Below are 22,649 nucleotides of genomic sequence, written 5' to 3'. Positions count from 1 at the left end.
ATGAACAAGCCTTCTACACCCACCCATTCGGAAAAGGGTGCGGCCGTCTATTCCGACTGCGTATTGAAGATTTATGACTACTGGGTCCTCGGCCTTTCTAACCAATACGCGTGGAAGTGTCCAACCGATGCCGTGTTGCTGCCCTTTTTTCGCCAACACTTGAGTTCCAACCACCTAGACGTGGGCGTGGGTTCGGGCTATTACCTGGCTCACAGCTCGGACATACTAGGGCAGAGGGTCACCCTGCTCGATCTCAATGACAACAGCTTACGGGTAGCGGGTTCGCGCGTATCGCACTTGCAGCCAACGCTCATCCGTGAGGACGTTTTGCATTCCGATGGTGCACTCGGTGGTGCGAAGTTCGACTCCATTTCACTGTTCTATCTCTTGCACTGTCTGCCGGGGAACATGACCGACAAAGCACGCAAAGTGTTTTCCTCGCTTGCCCCTCACCTCGCGCCTGGTGGGGTGCTATATGGCGCGACGATTCTCGGTGAGGAGGCAGAGCATAACTGGCTCGGTCGCCGCCTGATGGGGCTTTATAACCGCAAGGGCATCTTCGGAAACAAACGCGACACACTGGCGAACTTGCAGTTCGCCCTCGCTGAGCATTTCACGAATGTCGTCGCCTGGCAGGTGGGAAAGGTGGCACTGTTTAAGGCAGACATGCCGCTGATGTAGTCAAGGATTCGCGGTAGACAAGCCTATGGCGTAGAAAGGTGGTGACGCCTTTTGACACCGAGGTAACCATTGACAGGATTGAGCGTACAACATGAGCTCTAGTCAAAGGGCAAGGCAGGTTGGCGAGCTCGCTCCGAAGGACGCCTTCGTGTGGATCTGGCTTCCTGGGCGACTTGAGCCCGTGGTTGCGGGCCAATTGGCCGTCGAGGGTTTGGTATGTCAGTTTACCTACAGCTCATCTTACCTGGAGCGCGGCGATGCCATTCCGATCTTTGCGCCGGAGTTGCCGCTGCAGCGTGGCGTATTGACTCCATTGCCTCCGCTCGATGTCGCCGGATGCCTTCGTGACGGATCACCCGATGCGTGGGGCCGTCGAACCATCGTTCGTCAGCTCACCGGTTTAGTGGGCGAAGCCGCTCGCGACATTGAACTAGATGAGCTGACCGTCATGCTGCATTCCAGCTCCGGCCGCATCGGAGCTTTGGACTTCCAACGCTCCGGAGCCCGCTACGAGCCACGTGCGCTCAAGCCTGTCGCCCTTGATGCGCTCCTGGAGGCGGCCGAATGTCTGGAAGAGGGAGAGCCGATGTCACCATCGCTCACCGAGGCGCTGAATCAAGGCAGCGGCGTGGGGGGCGCGCGTCCGAAGGCGTTGGTGGAGGACGCCCGCGGTCACTTCATTGCCAAATTCCCTGCGCCGGGCGATGTTCAAGCCGTCGTCAAGGCGGAGTACGTGGCCATGCGACTGGCTAAGGAAGCTGCCCACCTGACCGTGGCCCCGGTGCAACTGCAGCAGGCCCGCGGTAAGGATGTGCTGCTCGTCCAGCGCTTCGATCGCGAACGCCACGATCGCGGCTGGACACGTCGCGCGATGGTGTCGGCACTAACCCTATTCGGCTTGAGTGAAATGGAGGCGCGCTACGCGAGCTACTGCGAACTCGCGACGATTATCCAGGCTCACTTCACCGAGCCAGAGGCCACCCTTCATGAACTCTTTGGACGCATGGTCTTCAACGTATTGGTGGGCAACACAGACGATCATGCCCGCAATCATGCGGCATTCTGGGGCGGCGCCCATTTGTCGCTCACCCCGGCGTATGACATTTGCCCTCAATCGCGACTGGGGCGCGAAGCCAACCAAGCCATGTTTATCAACGGGGATGATCGACGCAGCCGGCTTGAAAGCTGTCGACGTGCAGCCCCTCAGTTTCTTCTCGCTGACGTGGACGCTCGAGCGCTAATCGCTGCACAAGTGATCGGTGTTCGCCGTCACTGGCACGGTATCTGTGACGAGGCAGGCCTAAGTCAGGGGCAGCGAGAGGTCTTCTGGAAACGGCAGTTCCTCAATGACTACGTTTTCGAAGGCTACCCGGACAGGTTTTGAACCTGGCACCCCGCACTTTCTGGGTTGACTCTGGTTAGGTCAGTACGGGGGAGCGCTAACCCCAAGGAGAGAATTCTGCTCAATGAGCCATGCCAGTTTCGTGCGGCCTGCGACTCCCAGATTCACGCACAAACAGCGCTAAGGTTGCGCCTTTTTGCTACCCAGCGCCGCGGCAGACGCAACTCGGGACGACAGACATGCCATCCGGCTTTGAATACGGCGAAAAATGCCAGGAAATTGCATGTCCGCGCTACATCAACGGTCTATCCCTGGCGCCCACCTAATGTCTGACCAACCTTGATCTTCTATGTCCGCTTCGGGTTGCCGTTTCAACCGGTCAACGCAACGACCACTACGACATGATTCTGAACTTCATGGCCCGGGTATGGCGTGCTTCAACCAGAAGGTCAGAGCGCCTCGTTTCCGAGAGGGCCGCCTGTATCGACCTCCCTATGGATGTTCGCCGGCGTGATTCCTTCGAGCAGGCGATCAAGTAAGGCGTCGCTTCCGCGTTGGGTCAGGGCAACGCGGCCGTTCTCCACGTGGATCTCTACCTCAGCACCCGGACGAAATCCGGCGGCGGAAATGACTGAAGCGGGAAGTGTGACCGTGGCGCCACCGCCAGCAAGCTTCATTTTCGCCTTCATCAATCAGACTCCAAGCTGGTTTAAGTGAGCTATATCACCGCTTGGATGGCGCGCCGCACTTGGGCGGAACGGGGACCATGCACATCGTCGACTTCAAGCCGGTGATCAATACCATGGATCGAATGGCCGGATCGACCACCGTGATCTCTCAGTTGAATGGATACGGTCGAATCTATTCCTACGGCAGGCCTCCCTGACGTGCAATGACCTCGGCTTGAGGCCGCACCATTCCGGCATGCCCCTGGAGCCGGTAAGGCAGCAACGCCCCCTGGGGCTGACTCGAAAACGGAAAAAAAAAAGAAAAACGGGTAGCCCGTCTAGTCCACATCGCCGCTATTGGGAACCTCCGATCCGCGAGGCCGGGTATCTATGCGTTCGAGCATTACGCGTCTGACCTCGAAGTACGGCTTAAGCAGCTCAAATGGCAACGGGTATCGCGCATGGGCGTTTTCGTAGATCGTAATTATGGGCCATCGGCGCTGTATGCGAAGCAAATGTCCAACGCCGCTGAAGCCGACGTTGTCGTCAGCCCGTAGCTTTGCATTTCTGCCGTGAAATACCGGACCATGCGCGCCCGTCCCTTTTGAGATTTTGACCGTTCGCTCACCATACATGGCGTCGAGGAAGTCATGTTCCTCAGTGCCAAAGGCCTGCCACGGATCACGCGCGTTGTAGATCAGGAGCAACCCCGGCATGTCTGAGCGACTCGCCCATTTGATCTGGCTATGGGCGCTTTTGATGGCCGCACGGACGTGATCACCTGTCGTTCGACTGCTTCTGCCGCCGAGAATGAAGCCGCTAAGCGTGTCGAGCTGCTTGATCTCGACCGCAATCTGAATGTCGCCAATCGTCAGCTTGTAATCGGGTCTGGCCGTGACGTCAGTCGGGATAGGATCCCACTGGAGCTGATGATGCGTACAGAACGATTCAAAGAGAGTTTCCGAATCGGTTTTCGGATTCATGAGATCGCCCCGCGTTGCCGTCGTATGTCTGAGACACCCTCGAAGGGTCTGCTCCGGGTCGGAAGCAGACCTGCCCAGAATATAGCCGTAAGGGCTCGTCGGCATCCCTGATCAGCAGCAGCGTGGTCAGCGCTTACTGGAACTGATGTTCAGTTCGACCGGAATACGCACTAAGGCTTGCCGCCCGCACCCACGAACATTTTCTCGATGTCTTCCGCACCCATCGTGTCGAAGTCGCCAGGCACGCTGATCTTTCCGGCCAGGTAACCGAAGCGCCTGACCCGTGGTGTCTCCGGAGCATCCAGTGCGACGACCTTGACCATCGGTTTGCCAGCCTTGGCGATCACGAAGGACTCACCCTTGGCGGCCCGGTCCACCAAGCGCGAGAGTTGCGTCTTCGCATCGCGGATGTTGTAGGTCTGCATAGTGCACCTTTGCGGGAAGCCATTAGCCATGGATGATGCCCGCGGCTTCGTTCTGGGCTGCGGAGATCACGCGAATCGGATCCTGCGCCAATACCTCTCGCGGACAAACGCCGCCGAGGTAGCTATTGACGGACTCGAACCACACTGCGAGGAACCAGGCGTCACGACCCTCAAGAATATCCAGGATCGCAGCCATCGCCGGGAATGGTTCGAAGGTGAGCGGATCCAGTCCATATGCGGGAAAGCGCGGTTCGCCGTCCAGATCAATCGCAAACATCCGTCGGTGAGTTGTCCATTCGCTTGGCGTGGGTATGGTCAGAAGCCCTTGAAGCTTCGCCTGTGCCAGAAGCTCGGAGGAACTGAACCAGCGGGTCCCGTTCCGCGCCGCATACTTGGCCTTTGCGGTCATGGCGGCTACTCGGGCGCGATTTTTGGTAGTCAAGGCTTTCGCGCAGTGAGGTCGCCCCACTCCTGTGGCCTGCATAGTGCCGCCCTCGCCAGTGATTCCAATCCTATGGAATTCGGCAAGCCGGCCTTCAAGCTCCCGGCAGACCCTCGATTCACTGAGGCCAAGTCGGGAATCACAGCACACTAGATGCGCGCTCGCGCTGTCGGGCCACCCCTCTGCGTCGTCATCAAGCGCGAGCCATTGCTGCGGTTGCCGGCGCCGGACGTCACGAATGATTTGCTCATAGCGAGTCGCGGTGTTTAGCCACCAATCCAGTAGCTCGTCATCGAGCATGAAGCGACTGTGCCAGGTCGCCCCGATTACGCGCTGGCGAAGTTCAACTGGTAGCCGGCCCACGGCGTAGCTGAAGCGCTTGACTCTCACCCAACTGGTCGAAAGGACGATCTTGACCTGCGGATACGGTGCGAGCACCTGCGTGAGTCGGTCCGCGTATTCGAATAGGGTACCGGATCCGCGCAAATAGGGGCGGTTGTGCAGGTCAAGCCGGACGTCGTCATGATGCAGCACGCCGTCAAAATCGAGGTAGAGGATCATTGGGACGGTACCTTTGGGCCTTTCGTCAGTGACACGATAGGTAGCGCCTTGCTGGAGACATCAAGCGCTTCGGCGCTTTATGGGGTCGCGCCATGTTCAAGAAGCCGGTTGAGGACGGAGCGATTGGCGGATGCCTCATCCTTGACCCACGCCTCGTAGCCATAGTGATTAGCCAGTCCGAGGGCGATGGCAGAAGAGCGCGAGAAGCCACCTTCGCAATGCACGACAATGCTCGCGACGGTCGGCGGCAAGCCTCGCACAAAGGTATGGATGGCGATGGCCTGCTCGTGCTGAAAGGCCTGAGGTAGCTTTTGTCGGGCACGCTCGGAGAGTTCCCGTCGATCGAAATCAACGTCAGCAAAACTCAATCGCAGCATGTGTGCTATCGGTGGCAGTTTCGCGCGTGCGCGATCCGGCGCCGTGATCGAGATGACGGCGAGGGTGAGTAGTGGCGGCAATTGCGCGGCCTCCTGCCGCGACACGGCGATGACCTGTCGCCTACCTCCTGGGGGGCGATACAGGCGCGCGATCATGGTTTTGAGCCTCGACGACATCATGTTGGATTTAGCTGCCGAATTGAGCGAGGCACCGATTGACCCTGGCGTTTTGGTTGGCCAAGTGCAATGTCTATATCGAATTCGCCGCGCCAGGCGTTCCGAGCTGCGCATTCAGGCGCTCAAGCACCCGACGCAAAACCTGGGGCTGCGCAAGCTTCCCAATGATCACGTGTTCTCTTTCCCTCGCTGGCCAGGCGTCGAGCTGCGCGCCCTGCTCGATCGCGATCCATTGGTCACCCGCACGGGGGCGCCGTCGATCCAGCCACAATCGCAGACAGTCGTACCGAGTCACCACTGTGGAGTGGTACTCACTCCAAGACGAATTGGTGAGCTCAGGCAGGAACATCGAGTCGATCACGCGTTTGGCAACGTCTATGGGAAGCTGTCGTCGAAAGGCCTCGAGCGGTGCATGGAGAGCGCCCCAATCGGAGATCACAATCTCCACGTGATCCAGATACGGCGCCAGAGCGTGCTCCAGTTGCGGGCCATCCATCAGGCGCTGCTTCGGCGGGGTGTAAACATCACTCGAGCCCTGCATTTCGGGTACGTCTTCGGTGTTCCACATCCCCTTGGTTTCAACGAATAGAATCCAAGTGGAAGGTGATTCGGGACACTGATTCGTCCGGTGACTCAACGTCTGCATGTGAATAGCGCTCCGGCAGCCAGTGGCGCATGTCGCGATCATATGGCAGCACAGCGCAAATTTCTTTAGTCATCTGGGGAGGTTCGGATTGATGGCGACGGGGCCGCCATCCGCGCCCACATTCGAGGCATTCTCCGACCTCCCCAGTTGACTAAGAGCCGCCGCGTAGGCTGTGTTGAAGGCTGGCCCGTTAACGTTGAGCTTGCTCACGCATCCATCGCAACGTGCCCAAAAAACGCCTCCAATCGCGAAGAGGAATGCCATCCCCCGAGCACGTGATGCCGTAGGCACACACCGCCCAGGCCTGCTCCAGATTCGGTGCTGTCGTGCGCGACGCCGCTTCAATATCCTCGATTCGCACGTGGCCATGCCGCACCGGAATCAGCCGCTCAAGGACATCCGGGTCCAGCGCTAACCATTCGGCCTTGAAGTAATCATTCGTCGTCATCGGTGGCCTCGCCTGGCGTGCCTGCATGGACGAGAATCATAGTCCGAGCATGCGCGTGATTTCTTTAGTCATCTAGGGAGGTGTGCGCGATCGACTGTCGCGCTGCTCCGTTCGAGCACTAGCGCTCAGTGCTACCTTTGAACAGTCGGAACACTGGTGATGAAGCTTGGGTCCGCGATTGAGGCATTCACGCGCCTGTTGAACTCCAACATCGCCGTACTGACGCGGGACGACTCGGCTGCATTGAAGATCGCTTCTCCGCATGCCGGGCAGTAATCGCCGGTGATGTCTGGAATGACGGTCGACGCACCCTTGTAGGTGCATGGCATGTCGCGGGTGTCAGGAACCAGCGCCGCGGCTACACAGGATGGACATTTCATGGTCAGGGCTCCTTGAAGGACACGAAGATCGCGGCTTCTATAACCGTCAGTTTCATATAGGCCTCGCCGACTAATGTCTTTGGCAGATAGACATCCAGCGAAACTCGACGATCTGCGCGCGTGATCATGCTCGTGTGGAATTCCGCGAGCTTCATCGCGTAGATGTCCTAGTGTTGGGTGGTCTTGCGTGCCTGCCTTTACAGTCGCCACTCGCTGCGTTCTTCAACGCCTGCAAATGAGCCAACGCCGATTTGCTGCGATGCAACCATAGTTACCTCGGGAAGTTCTTGGAGCCAATCTTCTTTTACTCGTGAAGTCCTTCGGCTCGCTGCTGCAATTGCTTGAATTGCTGCGCGTAGCGGCCTAGGAATTCGCTCATCGAGCCTCTGAATTTCAAGGCTTCGCTCGGGAGGGAAATGTCCAAGGCTTTGGAGATGGACATGGCATAAGAAAGCTGGCTCGCCGATGGCGGCTGGAGATCAGAATCCAGAGCATCAGACAGACGTTGCGCCAACCTCCACTCGAATAGCGATGCGCCTTGCCCAAAGGCCGCCCGCTGCAATTGGACGCTCAGGGCAGCCCTGACCGTGGGGTCGAGGTTCAGCTCAACTGATATATCGAGGTCATCGTCCACAAGGCGCATGCTCACAGCCACCTCAATGCTACTTTTAAGTAGCCTACATTTAAGGGCGTAGTCCTAAAAGTAGCACCAATCTAGGGTCGTGGCCATGGAAGAGCCGACCGCCCAAATGAAACTAGCAGGTGCCATTCGCCGCAGACGCGAGGCACTAGAGTTCAGCCAGGAGTCCTTTGCCGACGCCATCGGTATGCACCGCGCCCAATACGGCAAGGTTGAGAGGGGTCTAGTCAACATGAGCATCCAAACTCTGAGCCGGGTCGCGACGGGGCTGGGTATGTCGGTAGCCACGCTAGCGAAGTCGGCGAAGATCTGAGGATTAAGCGAGATCAAGCGTCTCATGCAAGACGAGACTATATCTTGCAACCGCGCTCGGGGTGCACCAAGCCGGGGGCGATGGCGGGGAAAGTGAGCTGCTGGCTTCGCTCCCCTCTTAGCTTGGACGTGCCGTTAGGGGCTATCGCGAGCTAGAGGACCAGCACGAAAGCTCGAATAGAGGCCCTAACGCGCGTGAGATCTTGGCCGCCTAACAGGTGTTGGAGCCAAACGCTGCCACGCTAGAACGTAGTGTTCCAGTTCCGAGCCCGTGGCCCGTTCTCGAGTCGCGCGACGGCGCTCGGTCTCTTCTGCGCGCAACCCAGCGCAAGTGTTACGACACACTGATTGGCGCGCAAGTTCCGCGCAGCCTGTTAATCAGACGCGACCACTGGGCGGAATCTCGCCGTCAAAGAGCTGAATGACCTTAGCCGATTCTGTTGCAGACGGTAGCCTTTTGTCCTGGACCGGACGATCGACCTGAAACATCTGGACCCCTGCTTTGCGTATATTGAAAGCAACGCGTTGCCAGCGAAGCTTCCATTGCTTCTCTCGATCCTTGTACTGCTCGATCTCCAGACGAAGTCGGGCTATCTCCTGGTTAAGGGCTTTGATTTCATCGTCCGTTTCCTGCCTTGATCGAACGAGCCCTCCCTGAAGGGCCTCCTTGGCCAGCTTATAGGCTGCTTTGATCGACGACTTCTGATTCAACGTCTGCCGGCTGAAGCCAAACTGCTTTTCCAGGTGCTCCCACGTGAGCGTCGCCCCCAGCTCACCGCGCCCCCAACGCGCAAGCTCTTGAACAATTTGCTGCTCTTGCAGCTGCCCCATCCGCCCGTATCGAGTCAGTTTCATGCTGCGATCTCCTCCAGATAAGCGTCCGGATCAAACGGCTCGATGGCTCGAAGCCGAAGCTGTTCCTCAAGGGTTTTGAGCTTCTTCGCGTTGTGCGCGTTCCAATCAACGCTTTTACGTGGTCGATCACCTGTCGATCGCTCTTCGGCCGTTCGTTGCGCGATCTTTGCCATTGACCACTGGCGCTTGAGCTCCTCGTCCCGACCTTCGTCGTCCTCCGCCCAAACGTAGTCGTTACAATCTCCCGTACATTGCAGATGGCGCTCACATGGCAGCTGTGAGAAGTCGTGAACACAAGCACCCGGACCCACGTCATGGACGGCCCTGACCTTGGCTTCGACATAGCTCTCACGCAATGTAATCGGGATCTTCTTCAGATCATCGGCCAGCCTCCCATGTGCCTTCCCGCTGAGCAAGTCGGCGCGCACTTCAAGCACTCTCTTCTCTTTGCTCGTGTGCTGATACGCCTTGGTGTCCCGGGGATTGGAGCGGCCAAACCAATCCGTCTGCAACAATTCAGGCAGTCCACCTTCGTCCAATAGAGTATTTACCGTATGGCGGAAGGCATGCGAACTGAAGTCGATTGATGTCAGAAATTCGGGAACAAACTCGCGCGCCAGAGGCTCTAGGCGCCGCTTAATCCAACCCGCCAACATCGCATGGCTGTAGCCCGTACTCAGCCACTTGGCTGGTGAAGACATCTGCGAAAGGTACACCGGCACGCAGAAGAGCATGTGCTCCAGGTAGTACTCCTTCCGATGCTGGTCCACGAATCTCAGCTCAACAAAACGAGCATGGAAGTCTCTACGACAGTACTCAATGAGATCTTCGGCCGTTGTCCCTGCACACGCCCATCGCCTGTTGGCCTGCAGCCACTTTACGCAACCGTGCGGCGGTATACCCAGCTCGTTGAGATCCAGGACTCCAATACGCGCACCTTCGGGAAGCGCCTCAAGAAAGCGAACGTCTGGTCCGTTGACACGTCGCATCTCCCGGGCAACGTCTCTTGGCGCCTGGCAGAACGCGATCATCTCCTGGACTATGGGGCATACGATGTCCGCCATAGCCCCGGACAGCCACCTTGTCTCAAGTGGCGTGGAGGCCCTCCCAAACTTGGCCTTCCCTTTGAAATAGCGCAAGCCAACCCCGCCGCCCTCGCCGGGTCGAATACAGTCCACGAGCAACGAAACTGCTTCACCGAATCGAAATCCCGTGCATGCCAAGATTGACAAGATAGCCAGGGGCAATCGCCCTTCGTGACCCACCGGGACACGTTGATGGAGCGCCCCCAGCATTCGATACAAGGCCTGAGTCGCCATCTTGGCTTCATCTCGCACCGTCGCTTCAGGATCGTCGAGCCGACGACCGATGAACCCGGTCGTCCCATCAGGACGCACCATAGCCGCATACTTGTACTGAAGCCGTACGCGGCACAATTCATTCGCATCACAGTGACTCGCGAATTCCGCGACCGCCTTATGCATGTTGTACGCCACGCCTTTCGAATAGTCCTCGGCGATTTTGGCGCAGGCGGCATCGAGATGCGTGGAACGTAACCCAGACACTGGGTATCCGGCCGCCTCCTGTGCCACGTACGCGACAGCGGTGACGAAAGTCCGTTGGTTAGAAAGTGATGCATTTGAGCGACTAAATCGCAAAGCCACGAGTGACTTTGCGAGATCTTCGAACGGACCAGTGATGTTGGCGAAACCTCTCTTTTCCGGCGAGCGAAAGAACAGGTCTGCACGAAAAATGTTCTTCCCGGGATGCTCAATCAACCGCCCGCCAGTTATCTCCCATGGATTCGTCGCCCAATCTGCGCCTTCAATTTCTCCCATGAGGGCTTGCGCCGCTTCAACCAGCAGCTTGAGATTTGCCTCTTCGTCTCCCGGGACGGGCTGAATAAATGGGTGTGACTTAGGCTTTCGATTCGACCTGCCATCTTTGATCTTAGGCTTCAACATAGGCAAGCTTCTCCACTTCTGCAATGACCTGACCCACCGCAAAGATCACGTCGTCGATCTGGATGCCCAACCGGACACTTTCGTACTTCGCCAGACGATCTTCACGTTCGGCGAGGAGAACGGCCAACACGTTGTCGTGGTTGGCATGCACGTAGGGCCGGAACTTCGGACACAGATAGCAGCTGAACGGCGGATCTAGTCCGCACAAGCGCTGCTCTCCACACATGCCGATGTCAATCGAATCTGTCGGGTGTGATTCGGGGATAAAAGACAGCGCTTTGTCACTTCGACCTGCTGTTTCAGCCTCGTCAGCCGAGTGGATGAATCGCCCCTTGAAATATCCGAGATACGTTCCAAACAGCTTCGCCTGAGCCGCCTCCAGATGGCGAATGATTCGACTTCTCAGCTCGAAGTAGACTTGAACGTGTTGCGTATCCGAGTGATCGAGGACTCGCGCAAGCTCGCGACGGCTAATTCCCTGATCCACCAGAGACGTCGCCAAGGTATAGCGGAACCGGCGCGCGCTCACGATAAGAGGCGTCATGGTTATCGGCGACAGAATGTTGTGACGCTTAACGAAGGACTTTAGTAAGACATTTATAAAGTTCGTTACAGGGCGAAGAGCTCGATGCACAGCGGAAGTTGGAACGGGCTTTTGATTGATCTTCCGGCGACGAAATAGGGGCTGCACATCGCTGGTCACGATACCTTCTTCAGTAAGTACCTCAACCGGTTTACCCGCGCTTGCCCGACTCAAAGCGAGCACGTGAGCCGCAAATGCCGCTTCGAGTGTTTCCAACTGAAAGTCTTGCCTTGGACTGATTAGGCTCTTTTTGATGCGTGGGACAGCAAGCTGATAGCAGGGGTCCACATCCTCGATGCCTAGCGTCAGATCTCGCAGATCACCTTGATCAAGAAAGATGAAGTTTGCGGGATTGCGACCAAGGGCAAGACAGAGAGCAACGGCGGCGCGCTCTTGAAGATGCTCGTATGTTTCGCTGTCGTCGTTCTGTAGCGCCCTGACAATCACCGGAAGCTCAAGCGACAAGTCGAAGGGTCCTGTCTCTGGATCCTCGTCCTTGACGGCCTGACCCTTCGGGTTACCAGGAATAACCATTCCATCCAGCGTCGCGGCGTAACTCAACGAAAAGCCAGCTTCTGGAAAGTTGGCCGCACACCACACATACCATCTCACCAGGCGGTGCATCTGAAACAATCTCTTCTTCTTCCTTGCATCCTTTATTGTTTTCTTAATCAAAGATGCTAAGCGATCTCGAAACAACTCATCGGGGCAAGACGCATCCAACTCGAACTCGGTCTCCCGACTAATCACTTCTCCTAAGAAATCCTTATAGATCAGGACCGCTGCACTGGTGGAAACGGTTTCAGCGCAATGCATCACGCGACGCATCAAGCTCCAACGCAACCTGGGGTTGGCGATTTTTTTGAAGTTGCATCGCCTTACGCCCCCTGTATCCGCGAATGTCCACGTGTCGTCACTGCAATCGACAGGTACGCCTTCTCTGGTGATGAAGCTACCCGGTATTGCTCGCCATCCGAATGTCGATATCTGCTCATTTAGAGGAAGGGGCGCGATCTTTGTCGAGATGCTATGCAGATTCATGGTGAGAGAGTTTGTTGACTGGTGGTCGTTGGATTAGAAGGGCAGACGTTCGTTCACACTGTCAGCCTGTTCGATGGCTTTCTTCTGGTTCGCCAAAAGAATGCGATTCGCTGCCTCGTTGATTTCGGTAGCAATGTAGACGTCCTGCGACTCCAAGCTGCTATCTCCTCTGAGCAGCGCGAGATGTTGACGGCGCCGGTGCTCCTCAATGCCGTTTTCCCGCAGAGCCTTTTCGAGATCCGATGAAAACGAGTGCCGCAAGGAGTGCGGCGAAAGGCGACTCGGTAACTTGCCCGGAAATTTCCGCACCAACGCCGTGCAAATGCGATACATGCGATTGATCGAAAGCGGCAGACCTTCGTCGCTTACGATGAGATAGTCCGTGTCGCGGCGCGCGTTGGTCAAGAGAACCTCGCGGCTATGCAGAATGTACTCGTTTACGATTGCTGCAAATTTCGTATCGAGCCAAAGCGTTCTGGACTGGCGCTTCACCAACGGCCGGTGCGTCCGTGGATCATCGGGGTCGATCGGCCGGCGCTGCACGAACACCGTTGTCAGCGCACCGAACTGAACATCTTCCACTCTCATTCCCAGAAGCTCACCGATGCGAACTCCGCAGATGAGCATGAGCATGATTGCCACGTTGTCGCGCCGACGTATCGCGTGTTTACGCGCGGACCCATGTTGTTCGTTGACCGTGAGCAATTCTGCGATCAAGAAGCGCCTTTGGGTCTCGCTCAATAGGCGTTCTTGCGCCGGCTTTGGGCTACCCGCATCTGAAGGCATGGCGCCGCTCAACAGCTTGAACAAGCGATCCTTTGTCCCCGCGAGTACGCTGCGCTCATCTTTGCGGAGCGTCAGCGCAGTGACAGCGTCCAACATCCAGCCTAAGTAGGCGGCGCAAGTTGCGATCCGCTGGACCTGGACGGAGGGAGACACCGCGACTTTCACCACGTGGCGATGGCTATGATCCCGCCGAAGCTCGGGTAAAAGTGATCCAGTTATCTCTGCTTCGGTAAATCCTCGGCCCGAAGCAATTCGATCATCAATGTCGATACCCAGACCTGATGCCCATTCGTACAGGATCGCGAGCTCTCCCAAATTGCGCCGAAGCGTGTTCTCCGATCGCTGATAGCGAGAAAGGATCCACTCATTGGGTCCCACCACGGGAAGGCCGACCTCATCCAGAAGCATCGGAAGAATCTGACCAGAAGGATGCTTGAGACTTTCAATCTTCATGACCGAACTTCACGCTCGTTATCTGGCAACTCTTTTAACCTGACGATGTCTCACTTGGCAAGATCAAATACCCCGAAGGGGCAAAGAAAAACCCGCAGCGGAAATTGACATCTCCACTGCGGGCCATTTCTTCAAAAGTATTTGATATTTCTATAATTTAAGTCAGCGATGCTTAATGTAAATTGACACCACTCGTTTTAGCATCTTCAGAAGGGAATATCGTCGTCATCGAAGCTGTTGTTCTGCACCAGCGGCGGTGCGGACTGGCGCTGCTGGCCGCCGTAATTGTCGCCACCGCGGGACTGGCCACCACCACCGCTGCCTTGGCGCGGCTGGCCACCGCCGCCGCCCTGCGGGCGCTCGCGATAACCGCCGCCACCGCCACCACCCGCGCCGGCGCCTTCTGAGCCGCCACCGAGCATCTGCATTTCCGCGGCGATGATGTCGGTGCTAAAGCGCTCGACGCCGTCCTTGTCGGTGTACTTGTCGGTGCGCAGCGAACCTTCGATATAGACCTGGCGACCCTTCTTCAGGTATTCGCCGGCAATTTCCGCCAGGCGGCCGAACAGCTTCACGCGATGCCACTCGGTGCGCTCCTGCTTTTCGCCGCTCTGCTTGTCGGTCCAGTTCTCTGAAGTGGCGATACGGATGCTGGTGATCGCTGTGCCGTTGCCGGTGTAGCGGGTTTCCGGGTCCGCGCCGAGATTGCCGACGATGATGACTTTGTTGATGCCACGTGCCATGGATTTCGTTTCCTCTTGAAGCCGGCGCTGCGTTCTTGGGCAGTCAGCACCGGGATGGTTGAACTGGTCGCTATCATAACCGTGCCACACGCCGAGTACAGAGATTGACCTGGGGCCCGTGCTCATGACTCTGTCGGTCTTGCACCCTCCCCGCTTGCCCGGCATGGCCTAAAAAGCCCGGGGAATCAGACCACTGGCGGCTCTCACGGGCTGCGACAGCCAGAAGCAGCAAATTGCCGCTTAGACCCCACTGATAAAGCGGTAGCCCACGCCGGGCTCGGTTTTCAGCCAACGCGGGGTGGCCGGGTCATCGCCCAGTTTCTGGCGCAGTTTGCCCACCACGATGCGCAGGTAATGGCTGTCGTGCGTATGGGTGGCGCCCCAGATATCGCGCAGCAGTTGCTGCTGGGTGACCACGCGGCCGACATGGCGTACCAGGGTGGCGAGTACGGCGTACTCCTTGCGGGTGAGCGCGAGCAAGGCGCCATCCAGCATGACTTCACGGCGCGCCAGATCGATCATCAGGTGACCGTCGTCGTAGCGCTGCGGAGCCTCCGGCTCCCCCGGGCGGGAACGCAACATGGCGCGCAGCCGCGCCATCAGTTCCTGGATACCAAAAGGCTTGGTGACGTAATCGTTGGCCCCGGCGTCGAGCGCCTTCACCTTGTCGCTTTCGGCATCGCGCACCGACAACATCAGTACCGGCACGTGACTCCATTGCCTTAGTTCGGCAAGTACATCGTGCCCCTCGCGATCCGGCAAGCCGATATCCAGGATGACCAGGTCGGGGGAGCGTGTTGCAGCAAGCGCCAAGCCATCAGCGCCATTGGCCGCCAACAGCACCTCGTAGCCTTCGGCACGCAAGCCTATATCGAGGAACTTGCGGATCTGCGCCTCGTCATCGATCACTAGAACGCAGGGAGTGGCAGCAGTCATTGGGGCTGAGGTTATCCGGGTTGGTCGGGCGGCGCCGGCAACGGCAGGGTTATGCGAATGGTGGTGCCTCTCCCCTCGCCGGGCAAGGCCTCCACGCTGCCGCCATGCGCGCCGATCATGCCGCGGCAGATGGCCAGCCCAAGTCCCGTGCCCTGTGGCGCCCGATCACCGCGCGAAACCGAATAGAACATGTCGAAGATGAGCGCCCGCTCGTCCTCGGGAATACCCGGGCCGCGGTCGATGACATCGATCTGCAACTGCTCGCCTTTCGAACGCACCACCACGCGCACCGGCTCACCCGGCGGCGAGAAGCGTGCCGCGTTCTCCAGGATGTTGAACAAGGCCTGTTCGATCAGCGCCGGATGCACATAAAGCAATAGCGTTCCCGGTGGCAGTTCGGTCACCAGCTTCAGGTCCGGGAACAACTTGCGCAGGCGCGTGGTGGACGCGGCCACAATTTCGGCCACATCGGTCCAGTCGCGATTGAGCTTGAGCGTCCCGTGGCCCAACTTGGTCATGTCGAGCAGATTCTGGATGTAGCGATCGAGCCGCTGGCCTTCACCAAGGATGGCTTCGAGCAGTTCGTGCCGTTCACCGGGCGGCAGCTGATCACCATAGCTGGCCAGCGTGCCGGCGGAGCCGATCATCGACGCGAGTGGTGAACGCAGGTCGTGCGAGACGGAAGAGAGGAGTGCATTGCGCAAGCGCTCGGTCTCGCCCTGCACCCGCGCGCCCTCCAGCTCTTCGGCAAGGCGCGCACGCTGAAGCGCCTGGCCGATGTCCTGCACCATCGCCAGCGCGAGGCTACGCTGATCAGGCGAAGGCTCACCTTGATCAGACGGGAAACGCAAGGCTGCCACGCCCAGCCGATTCTCCTCGTTGCCCAGCGGCAGCGCCCAGCAAGGAGCTGCATTGAGCGTGTCGGTGTAGCGGCCCGCCTGCTCGGCGTGTTGTTCGCTCCAGCTGGACGCCGCCAGATCCTGCGTAAGCAGCGGGAAGTCGCGCGGCGACGACGCCACCACGCGAAGCACCTGGCTGGCATCACGCGCCAGGATGGCAGTGTCGCAACGTAGTGCATGAGCCAGGGCGACGGCACCCGCCGCGCGGATGCCGGCAGCATCGGTACTGGTGGACAGCCGCTGCCCCAACGCAAGCAAGGCACGCGCATGCGCATGCGCCGCGCGCATCGACTCCACTTGACTGGCCAGCTGCGTTGCCAGCCGGCTGCAAACCAGCGCCGCCACCAGGAACAAGCAGACCGCCAGCACATCGTCGAAGTTGGCGATGGCCAGGGTGTAGCGCGGTGGCGCAAAGAAGAAGTTATAACCAAGGAAACAGAGGATCGCCGTGTATACGGCCACGGCCATGCGCGTGCGCACGGCCACCACCAGCACGGCCGTGAGGAAGATCAGCGAGAGGTTGGCAACGGAGAGATAGCGGTCCGCGATGAACGACAACGCAAACGCGACCAGGGTGGCCAGCGTGGCGTAGATGTACTCATCCCGACGCCCGCGGCCGCCGGGCATGCGCAGGCGCAGGCGCGACTTTGCACGCTCGGTCGGCGTGGCGATGATCGTGAGTTCGAGATGCGCGCCGCGACGCAATAGCAGCTGCGTCAGTGATCGCCCCAGCATGCGTGCCAGGAATCGCTCGCGCGTGCGGCCGAGAATGATCTGGCCGATGCCTTCACGATCGGCATGAGCAATCAATTCATCGGCGATCGCGTGACCGCGCAATACCACGGTGTCGCCACCGAGACGGCGGGCCAGACGCATGGCGGCATCCAACCGCTCCCCTCGCGCCTTGTCGAGCGTGGCGCTGGTGTCGACAAAGGCCACGCTCCACGGCGCACCGCGCCGCTCGGCGATGCGCCTTGCGATCCGTACCAGATACTCGCTTTGCGAGTGTCCGTCGATGGCGGCGAGCACGCGGCGACGTACCGGCATGGCGCCACCACGCGCCAGCATGTGCTCGCGCAGGTCGCTGTCGACATGGCCGGCCACCGTGTCCACCGCCAGCTCGCGCAGCGCGACCAGGTTGGTCGGCGAGAAGAACGCATCTAGCGCGGCGGCGGCCGTTTCCGGCACGTAGACCTTGCCCTGTTTGAGGCGCTGGATCAGCTCGCGCGGTGGCAGGTCGACCAGCACGATATCGCGCGCCTGATCGAGGAAGGCATCCGGCACCGTTTCGCGCACGGTGACATTGGTGATGCGCCGCACCTGGTCGTTGAGGCTTTCCAGATGCTGCACATTGAGTGCGGTATAGACCTCGATGCCAGCATCAAGCAGCTCTGAGATGTCCTGCCAGCGACGCTCGTGACGGCCGCCGGGCAAATTACTATGCGCCAGCTCGTCGACCAGGATCACCTCGGGGCGCCGCTGCAAGGCGGCGTCGAGGTCGAACTCGGTGAAGTCGCGCCCGCGATAAGTCACCGGCCGACGCGGCAGCTGCTCGAGTCCTTCGAGCAGCGCCGAGGTTTCCGGACGGCCGTGAGTTTCGACCAGGCCGATCACTACATCCACGCCCTGCCGCTTCAGCTCGCGCGCGGCCGAGAGCATGGCAAAGGTCTTGCCGACGCCCGGGGCTGCACCGAGGAAAATTTTCAGGCGACGGCTTCGCTCTTCCTGTACGGAATCGAGCAAGGCATCGGCGCGTGCTTCGCGGGAAGGTTCGGACATGCTGTCCCAGTACGTCAGTGATCGGCGACTACGTTATGCCTCAATGGCCATCCAAAGCCAGATTGAGTTTCAACACATTCACGCGAGGCTCGCCGATCATACCGAACTGGCGACCACTGGTCGCCATGGTCACTAACGCCTGCACCTGCGCATCGCTCAAGCCGCGCGCCTTGGCCACACGCGACACCTGATAGGCCGCCGCCGCCGGCGAGATCTCCGGATCGAGACCGCTGCCCGAGGCCGTGACCAGGTCCACCGGCACTGGCGCGGTGTTACCCGGGTCGGCGGCGCGCAGCGCGTCGATCCGCTGTTTCACCGCATCGGTAAGCGCGGGATTGGTCGGCCCCAGGTTGGAGCCGTTGGACGCCGTCGCATTATTGGCCTGGGGCGTGGTCGCCGAAGGGCGACCCCAGAAGTACTTCGGTTCGGTGAAGGACTGGCCGATCAGCGTAGAGCCGATCGGCCTGCCGTCTTTGGTGATCAGGCTGCCGTTCGCCTGCGACGGGAACAGCACCTGGGCCAGTCCGGTAACCACCAGCGGATAGGCGATGCCGGTGATCACCGTCATCAGCAGCAACATCCCGACCGCATTGCGTAAGAGCCTGCTCATATCATGACCTCAGTAGTGAAGGATCGCGTCGACCAGACCGACGACCTGGTAGTTCTTCGCGCCTTTGTCATAGGCATTCACGTCGTACGAGTGTTCGTAGCGCAGCTCCGGGCGAATTTCCAGATCCGATGACACCCAGTGCGTCAGGCCCAGCGTGTGACTGCTGTAGCGCGTCGCGAAACCCGTGCGCTGTCCCTTCTCGTCGTCGTAGTACTCGTTGCGGAACGACATCATGTTGCTCGAGTTCAATTCGAAGTTGAGGTAGTTCACGATGCCGAATTCGCCTGCCGTGCCCGCCAACGGCGACGACCCCGGCGCACCCGGCGTGCCGCCCGGCCCGAAGCCCGGGATATTGCGGCCGTACATGCGATACGCCTCGGTCTGCATATGCACGCTGTTGTTGAAGCGATGACCCCAGGTCATCACATACATTTGCACGTTGTTGTAGTTGTAGTCGGACTTGTTCACATTGTTGATGCAGGGGTAAAGCATGTCGTCGTTGTCTTTTGACACCCAGCGCACGCAGGTCTGCAACGAGGGCCGCGCCGACGAATTCCAGGGCGCCGTATCATTGCTGCCGTTGATGCCAATCTGGAACGTCCACTGGCTGCTGAGCTTGGTCGTGGTCATGATGCCGGTCTGAGTGTACGGGTCGACCGTGTACAGGATCGAATGCGTAACCAGGTAGTTCTGCGGCGAGAACTGCGCCTCGATATCCGGCAGCGACAAATAGCGACCGACGCGGATGACCATGCCTTCGGCGACCCACGGGATATAGATATCGCCGTAGAACAACATCGGGTCATCACCGTAGATCTTGCCATTCAGTGCGCTGTCGGCCTTGGGGTTGTTCAGCAATTGGTTGCTGAAAACACCCTTGGACACGGTGTAGTGATAGTCGTAGCCATACAGATTGGAGATATTGAAGCCCCAGTCCACATGGTCGGTCTGGACGGTGTCCTCGACGCGCGTGATGTTGGTGACGAACTGATCGAACTCCACCCGGTTCGGACGTGTTGCATACGACAGCGGGAAGTTGGAGTTGCTGGACGAGCTCAGGTTGGCGGAGGGATTGATCCAGCCGTTGATCTCGATCTTGTTGCGCTCCATCCAGTTGCCAAGCTTCGTGCAGGAGAGGGCTTTCTGCAGCGGATACTGGCCGTAAGAGTTGGGCACGCCGATCGGCGCAGCCACGCCACCGAGCTGCCATTCCGCGCTGGGGAACGGCGGCGAATTGAGCGGCGCATCCATGGCGCGACGTGCCGGCGCGGGAGCATTGGGATCGGACGGCTGGGCGTCCTCACGGTAGGCCGAGGCAAGGCGCGAAAAGAAGCCTCTTGAACAATCGGCACTGCCCGCTACCGGCGCCGAGGGCGCCACGCTATCGATGTCCGCAGCGGAGGATACGGGAGAAGCGTCGATGGTGGACGCAAGCACTTGGCTGGCGGGCGCAATCGCAAGCAGAACTGCAAACGGGAGCCTGCTCTTCGACAGAATTTTCTTCGAAACCATAGGTATTCCTGACATTCGGCCCGGGGACGGACCGTCCTTTTCTTGTGGGGTTGTATGGGGCTGTGGAGCGTCGATGCCGTCCGGCATCGACTTCAAATGCCGGCGTAGCCGCCGAGCACGTAATCGTCCTGGGCGCTGGGGGGCGCCTGGTCATCGTTCTTCCGGTCTACCTTGACCGTCCGCGCCGAGGCCGAAGGCAACGCAATCACCACATCACAGGTGGAATCATCAGTGGACAGGCGGAGCTCCATGTCCGGGTGCGTGTCGTCGGGCAGCGATACGGAAAGCTTAAGCGTCTGCATGATCTAAACCTCTCGCTTCAGGCCAGTCCGCACAGGACCAGCAGCATGTCGATCAGCTTGATGCCGATGAATGGGACCGCGATACCGCCGAGTCCGTAGACGAGCAGGTTGCGGCGGAGCAATGCACCCGCACCCAGTGCCCGGTACTTTACGCCTTTGAGCGCTAGCGGGATCAAGAAGATGATGATCAGTGCGTTGAAGATCACGGCCGACAGGATCGCACTCTGCGGCGTGGCGAGCTTCATCACATTGAGCGTGTTCAGTGCCGGATAAGTGGTGGCGAACGCCGCCGGAATAATCGCGAAGTATTTGGCGATGTCGTTGGCGATGGAGAAGGTGGTAAGCGAGCCGCGCGTAATCAGCATCTGCTTGCCGATCTCCACCACTTCGATCAACTTGGTCGGATTGGAATCCAGGTCGACCATGTTGCCGGCTTCCTTGGCCGCCTGCGTGCCGGTGTTCATGGCCACGGCGACGTCAGCCTGGGCCAGTGCCGGTGCATCATTGGTGCCGTCACCGCACATCGCCACCAGACGATTCTCGGCCTGGATCCTGCGGATCAGCTTGAGTTTCGCTTCCGGCGTGGCTTCGGCGAGGAAGTCGTCGACACCGGCCTCGGCAGCGATCGCAGCTGCGGTGAGCGGATTGTCGCCGGTGATCATCATCGTCTTGATGCCCATCCGGCGCATCTCGGCGAACCGCTCGCGGATGCCGCCCTTCACGATGTCCTTCAGCTCGATCACGCCCAGCGCGGTGGATCCTTCGGTCACGATCAGCGGCGTGGCGCCACGACGGGCGATGTCCTCGGCCATATGCTTGACCAGCGGCGGCAGGTGGCTGCCGTTCGCTTCCAGATAGCGTTCCACGGCGTCAAGCGCACCCTTGCGGATTACCCGCTCGCCCATGTTCACGCCACTCATGCGTGTCTGTGCGGTGAACGGCACGAACTCCGCATGGCCCTCTTCCAGCTGGCGTTCGCGCAGGCCGAAACGTTCCTTGGCGAGCACCACGATGCTGCGACCCTCGGGCGTTTCGTCGGCCAATGAGGCCAGCTGCGCAGCATCGGCGAGAATGCTCTCTTCCACGCCAGGTGCGGGCAGGAAAGCCACAGCCTGGCGGTTGCCCAGGGTGATGGTGCCGGTCTTGTCGAGCAGCAGCACATCGACGTCGCCAGCCGCTTCCACCGCGCGACCGGAGGTGGCAATGACGTTGGCGCGAATCATGCGATCCATGCCGGCAATACCGATGGCCGAAAGCAGCGCACCGATGGTGGTGGGAATCAGACAGACCAGCAGCGCCACCAGCACGGTGATGGTGATCGGGCTGCCCGAACCCGCCACCTGCGCGCTATAGATCGAATACGGCAGCAGCGTGGCGCAGGCCAGCAGGAAGATCAGCGTGAACTTGGCCAGCAGAATGGTCAGCGCGATTTCATTCGGCGTCTTGCGCCGCGAGGCGCCTTCCACCATGGCGATCATGCGATCGAGAAAGCTCTCGCCAGGGTTGGCCGTGATACGCACCACCAGCCAGTCAGAAAGCACGCGCGTACCACCGGTGACCGCGCTGCGGTCGCCACCCGATTCGCGGATGACCGGTGCGGATTCGCCGGTGATCGCGCTCTCGTCCACGCTCGCCGCACCCACCACCACCTCGCCATCACCCGGCATTTGTTCGCCGGCTTCCACCAGCACCAGATGACCGACGCGCAGCTCCGATGACGGCGTGAACGTGATCGCCGCTTGGCGATGAGGACTCTCCAGCCGTTTCGCCACGACATCCTTGCGTGAACCGCGCAGCGCCGCCGCCTGTGCCTTGCCACGACCTTCGGCGAGGGCTTCGGCGAAGTTCGCGAACAACAGGGTGAACCACAACCAGATGGTGACCCAGAAGATGAAGCTGGTGGGCGCCTCGCCGTGTCCCGTCAGCGCCTGCACCCACAATAGGGTGGTCAGTACGCTGCACACGAACACCACGAACATCACCGGGTTGCGGAATTGCAACCGCGGCGACAGTTTGCGGAACGAGTCCGCCACGGCCTTGAGGATCAGTGCGCGGTCGAAGGTCCGCACAGCGTGAACGTGAGTATGTGTCGTCGTCATGGATC

The 22,649-nt window shown here is 59.4% G+C and carries 24 protein-coding genes; 4 read left to right on the top strand and 20 right to left on the bottom strand.

Annotation, left to right across the window (positions count from 1 at the left end; translation table 11 throughout):
* On the top strand, positions 1-681 hold the full coding sequence (locus tag OUZ30_RS03620) for a class I SAM-dependent methyltransferase (protein ID WP_266180815.1): 681 nt from the start codon (positions 1-3) through the stop codon (positions 679-681).
* 91 nt (positions 682-772) lie between these two features.
* On the top strand, positions 773-2,065 hold the full coding sequence (locus OUZ30_RS03615; RefSeq protein ID WP_266180814.1) for a type II toxin-antitoxin system HipA family toxin: 1,293 nt from the start codon (positions 773-775) through the stop codon (positions 2,063-2,065).
* Between the two features lie 407 nt (positions 2,066-2,472).
* On the opposite strand, the gene OUZ30_RS03610 is transcribed toward OUZ30_RS03615, so the two are convergent.
* The 5 genes from OUZ30_RS03610 to OUZ30_RS03590 all read right to left on the bottom strand — a co-directional run bounded on the left by OUZ30_RS03610 (position 2,473) and on the right by OUZ30_RS03590 (position 5,635).
* Positions 2,473-2,712 (bottom strand): AbrB/MazE/SpoVT family DNA-binding domain-containing protein, encoded by a 240-nt coding sequence (locus OUZ30_RS03610; RefSeq protein ID WP_266180813.1) that lies wholly within the window; start codon positions 2,710-2,712, stop codon positions 2,473-2,475.
* A gap of 317 nt (positions 2,713-3,029) precedes the next feature.
* Positions 3,030-3,674: a hypothetical protein gene (locus tag OUZ30_RS03605; RefSeq protein ID WP_266180812.1), complete on the bottom strand. Its 645-nt coding sequence runs from the start codon at positions 3,672-3,674 to the stop codon at positions 3,030-3,032.
* 170 nt (positions 3,675-3,844) lie between these two features.
* A complete protein-coding gene (locus OUZ30_RS03600) occupies positions 3,845-4,099 on the bottom strand; it encodes a type II toxin-antitoxin system Phd/YefM family antitoxin (protein WP_266180811.1) in 255 nt (84 codons plus the stop codon).
* Positions 4,100-4,121: 22 nt separating this feature from the next.
* Positions 4,122-5,102 carry an HAD domain-containing protein gene (locus tag OUZ30_RS03595; RefSeq protein WP_266180809.1) on the bottom strand — a complete coding sequence of 327 codons (981 nt, stop codon included), beginning with the start codon at positions 5,100-5,102 and terminating at the stop codon, positions 4,122-4,124.
* A 77-nt stretch (positions 5,103-5,179) separates the two neighbouring features.
* The gene (locus OUZ30_RS03590; RefSeq protein WP_266180808.1) at positions 5,180-5,635 is read right to left on the bottom strand and encodes a hypothetical protein; all 456 of its coding nucleotides are present in this window, start codon (positions 5,633-5,635) and stop codon (positions 5,180-5,182) included.
* Between OUZ30_RS03590 and OUZ30_RS03585 the strand changes: the two genes are divergently transcribed.
* Positions 5,634-6,245: a hypothetical protein gene (locus tag OUZ30_RS03585; protein WP_266180807.1), complete on the top strand. Its 612-nt coding sequence runs from the start codon at positions 5,634-5,636 to the stop codon at positions 6,243-6,245. The genes OUZ30_RS03590 and OUZ30_RS03585 overlap by 2 nt on opposite strands.
* Positions 6,246-6,492: 247 nt before the next feature.
* Here OUZ30_RS03585 and OUZ30_RS03580 read toward each other — a convergent pair whose 3' ends face one another.
* From OUZ30_RS03580 to OUZ30_RS03565, 4 genes are all read right to left on the bottom strand, one after another.
* Entirely contained in the window at positions 6,493-6,750 is a 258-nt protein-coding gene (locus OUZ30_RS03580; protein ID WP_266180806.1) for a hypothetical protein, read from the bottom strand.
* A 131-nt stretch (positions 6,751-6,881) separates the two neighbouring features.
* The gene (locus OUZ30_RS03575) at positions 6,882-7,079 is read right to left on the bottom strand and encodes a type II toxin-antitoxin system MqsA family antitoxin (protein ID WP_266183087.1); all 198 of its coding nucleotides are present in this window, start codon (positions 7,077-7,079) and stop codon (positions 6,882-6,884) included.
* A 53-nt stretch (positions 7,080-7,132) separates the two neighbouring features.
* Positions 7,133-7,285, bottom strand: a complete 153-nt coding sequence (locus OUZ30_RS03570; protein WP_266180805.1) for a type II toxin-antitoxin system MqsR family toxin — start codon at positions 7,283-7,285, stop codon at positions 7,133-7,135.
* A 149-nt stretch (positions 7,286-7,434) separates the two neighbouring features.
* Positions 7,435-7,773, bottom strand: a complete 339-nt coding sequence (locus OUZ30_RS03565; RefSeq protein WP_266180803.1) for a hypothetical protein — start codon at positions 7,771-7,773, stop codon at positions 7,435-7,437.
* A gap of 85 nt (positions 7,774-7,858) precedes the next feature.
* Here OUZ30_RS03565 and OUZ30_RS03560 point away from each other — a divergent pair, with 85 nt between their 5' ends.
* Positions 7,859-8,083, top strand: a complete 225-nt coding sequence (locus OUZ30_RS03560; RefSeq protein ID WP_266180802.1) for a helix-turn-helix domain-containing protein — start codon at positions 7,859-7,861, stop codon at positions 8,081-8,083.
* A 377-nt stretch (positions 8,084-8,460) separates the two neighbouring features.
* Here the strand turns inward: OUZ30_RS03560 and OUZ30_RS03555 are convergent, their stop codons facing one another.
* The 11 genes from OUZ30_RS03555 to kdpB all read right to left on the bottom strand — a co-directional run bounded on the left by OUZ30_RS03555 (position 8,461) and on the right by kdpB (position 22,644).
* Complete coding sequence (locus OUZ30_RS03555; RefSeq protein ID WP_266180801.1) at positions 8,461-8,937, bottom strand: protein kinase; 477 nt, start codon at positions 8,935-8,937, stop codon at positions 8,461-8,463.
* Positions 8,934-10,901, bottom strand: a complete 1,968-nt coding sequence (locus tag OUZ30_RS03550; protein ID WP_266180800.1) for a hypothetical protein — start codon at positions 10,899-10,901, stop codon at positions 8,934-8,936. The genes OUZ30_RS03555 and OUZ30_RS03550 overlap by 4 nt, the downstream gene beginning before the upstream one ends.
* A complete protein-coding gene (locus OUZ30_RS03545; protein ID WP_266180799.1) occupies positions 10,888-12,525 on the bottom strand; it encodes a site-specific integrase in 1,638 nt (545 codons plus the stop codon). The genes OUZ30_RS03550 and OUZ30_RS03545 overlap by 14 nt, the downstream gene beginning before the upstream one ends.
* Before the next feature lie 33 nt (positions 12,526-12,558).
* On the bottom strand, positions 12,559-13,764 hold the full coding sequence (locus tag OUZ30_RS03540; RefSeq protein WP_266180798.1) for a site-specific integrase: 1,206 nt from the start codon (positions 13,762-13,764) through the stop codon (positions 12,559-12,561).
* Between the two features lie 206 nt (positions 13,765-13,970).
* Positions 13,971-14,507, bottom strand: coding sequence for a single-stranded DNA-binding protein (gene ssb, locus OUZ30_RS03535; protein ID WP_266180797.1), 537 nt, complete (start codon positions 14,505-14,507; stop codon positions 13,971-13,973).
* 240 nt (positions 14,508-14,747) lie between these two features.
* A complete protein-coding gene (locus OUZ30_RS03530) occupies positions 14,748-15,443 on the bottom strand; it encodes a response regulator (RefSeq protein ID WP_266180796.1) in 696 nt (231 codons plus the stop codon).
* An 11-nt stretch (positions 15,444-15,454) separates the two neighbouring features.
* Positions 15,455-18,121 (bottom strand): sensor histidine kinase, encoded by a 2,667-nt coding sequence (locus OUZ30_RS03525; RefSeq protein ID WP_266180795.1) that lies wholly within the window; start codon positions 18,119-18,121, stop codon positions 15,455-15,457.
* A 40-nt stretch (positions 18,122-18,161) separates the two neighbouring features.
* The gene (gene kdpC / locus OUZ30_RS03520; protein ID WP_266180794.1) at positions 18,162-18,731 is read right to left on the bottom strand and encodes a potassium-transporting ATPase subunit KdpC; all 570 of its coding nucleotides are present in this window, start codon (positions 18,729-18,731) and stop codon (positions 18,162-18,164) included.
* A 9-nt stretch (positions 18,732-18,740) separates the two neighbouring features.
* Complete coding sequence (locus tag OUZ30_RS03515; RefSeq protein ID WP_266180793.1) at positions 18,741-20,243, bottom strand: outer membrane beta-barrel protein; 1,503 nt, start codon at positions 20,241-20,243, stop codon at positions 18,741-18,743.
* 92 nt (positions 20,244-20,335) lie between these two features.
* Positions 20,336-20,545 (bottom strand): hypothetical protein, encoded by a 210-nt coding sequence (locus tag OUZ30_RS03510; protein WP_266180792.1) that lies wholly within the window; start codon positions 20,543-20,545, stop codon positions 20,336-20,338.
* A gap of 17 nt (positions 20,546-20,562) precedes the next feature.
* Positions 20,563-22,644 (bottom strand): potassium-transporting ATPase subunit KdpB, encoded by a 2,082-nt coding sequence (kdpB, locus tag OUZ30_RS03505; RefSeq protein ID WP_266180791.1) that lies wholly within the window; start codon positions 22,642-22,644, stop codon positions 20,563-20,565.
* Between the last annotated feature and the right edge of the window lie 5 nt (positions 22,645-22,649).

Origin of the sequence: Dyella humicola (assembly GCF_026283945.1) — a bacterium.
GTDB lineage: Bacteria > Pseudomonadota > Gammaproteobacteria > Xanthomonadales > Rhodanobacteraceae > Dyella > Dyella humicola.
This window is presented reverse-complemented; position numbering and strand designations above follow the sequence as displayed.

What these genes read in the sequence shown, in the direction of transcription:
- OUZ30_RS03530 (WP_266180796.1), bottom strand. Translation starts at nt 15,443, where the DNA reads ATGACTGCTGCCACTCCCTGCGTTCTAGTGATCGATGACGAGGCGCAG.
- OUZ30_RS03595 (WP_266180809.1), bottom strand. Translation starts at nt 5,102, where the DNA reads ATGATCCTCTACCTCGATTTTGACGGCGTGCTGCATCATGACGACGTC.
- OUZ30_RS03580 (WP_266180806.1), bottom strand. Translation starts at nt 6,750, where the DNA reads ATGACGACGAATGATTACTTCAAGGCCGAATGGTTAGCGCTGGACCCG.
- OUZ30_RS03610 (WP_266180813.1), bottom strand. Translation starts at nt 2,712, where the DNA reads ATGAAGGCGAAAATGAAGCTTGCTGGCGGTGGCGCCACGGTCACACTT.
- OUZ30_RS03560 (WP_266180802.1), top strand. Translation starts at nt 7,859, where the DNA reads ATGGAAGAGCCGACCGCCCAAATGAAACTAGCAGGTGCCATTCGCCGC.
- OUZ30_RS03555 (WP_266180801.1), bottom strand. Translation starts at nt 8,937, where the DNA reads ATGAAACTGACTCGATACGGGCGGATGGGGCAGCTGCAAGAGCAGCAA.
- OUZ30_RS03605 (WP_266180812.1), bottom strand. Translation starts at nt 3,674, where the DNA reads ATGAATCCGAAAACCGATTCGGAAACTCTCTTTGAATCGTTCTGTACG.
- ssb (WP_266180797.1), bottom strand. Translation starts at nt 14,507, where the DNA reads ATGGCACGTGGCATCAACAAAGTCATCATCGTCGGCAATCTCGGCGCG.
- OUZ30_RS03525 (WP_266180795.1), bottom strand. Translation starts at nt 18,121, where the DNA reads ATGTCCGAACCTTCCCGCGAAGCACGCGCCGATGCCTTGCTCGATTCC.
- OUZ30_RS03540 (WP_266180798.1), bottom strand. Translation starts at nt 13,764, where the DNA reads ATGAAGATTGAAAGTCTCAAGCATCCTTCTGGTCAGATTCTTCCGATG.
- OUZ30_RS03545 (WP_266180799.1), bottom strand. Translation starts at nt 12,525, where the DNA reads ATGAATCTGCATAGCATCTCGACAAAGATCGCGCCCCTTCCTCTAAAT.
- OUZ30_RS03510 (WP_266180792.1), bottom strand. Translation starts at nt 20,545, where the DNA reads ATGCAGACGCTTAAGCTTTCCGTATCGCTGCCCGACGACACGCACCCG.
- OUZ30_RS03620 (WP_266180815.1), top strand. Translation starts at nt 1, where the DNA reads ATGAACAAGCCTTCTACACCCACCCATTCGGAAAAGGGTGCGGCCGTC.
- OUZ30_RS03615 (WP_266180814.1), top strand. Translation starts at nt 773, where the DNA reads ATGAGCTCTAGTCAAAGGGCAAGGCAGGTTGGCGAGCTCGCTCCGAAG.
- OUZ30_RS03550 (WP_266180800.1), bottom strand. Translation starts at nt 10,901, where the DNA reads ATGTTGAAGCCTAAGATCAAAGATGGCAGGTCGAATCGAAAGCCTAAG.
- OUZ30_RS03515 (WP_266180793.1), bottom strand. Translation starts at nt 20,243, where the DNA reads ATGGTTTCGAAGAAAATTCTGTCGAAGAGCAGGCTCCCGTTTGCAGTT.
- OUZ30_RS03565 (WP_266180803.1), bottom strand. Translation starts at nt 7,773, where the DNA reads ATGCGCCTTGTGGACGATGACCTCGATATATCAGTTGAGCTGAACCTC.
- OUZ30_RS03600 (WP_266180811.1), bottom strand. Translation starts at nt 4,099, where the DNA reads ATGCAGACCTACAACATCCGCGATGCGAAGACGCAACTCTCGCGCTTG.
- OUZ30_RS03585 (WP_266180807.1), top strand. Translation starts at nt 5,634, where the DNA reads ATGGTTTTGAGCCTCGACGACATCATGTTGGATTTAGCTGCCGAATTG.
- kdpB (WP_266180791.1), bottom strand. Translation starts at nt 22,644, where the DNA reads ATGACGACGACACATACTCACGTTCACGCTGTGCGGACCTTCGACCGC.
- OUZ30_RS03590 (WP_266180808.1), bottom strand. Translation starts at nt 5,635, where the DNA reads ATGATCGCGCGCCTGTATCGCCCCCCAGGAGGTAGGCGACAGGTCATC.
- OUZ30_RS03575 (WP_266183087.1), bottom strand. Translation starts at nt 7,079, where the DNA reads ATGCCATGCACCTACAAGGGTGCGTCGACCGTCATTCCAGACATCACC.
- kdpC (WP_266180794.1), bottom strand. Translation starts at nt 18,731, where the DNA reads ATGAGCAGGCTCTTACGCAATGCGGTCGGGATGTTGCTGCTGATGACG.
- OUZ30_RS03570 (WP_266180805.1), bottom strand. Translation starts at nt 7,285, where the DNA reads ATGAAGCTCGCGGAATTCCACACGAGCATGATCACGCGCGCAGATCGT.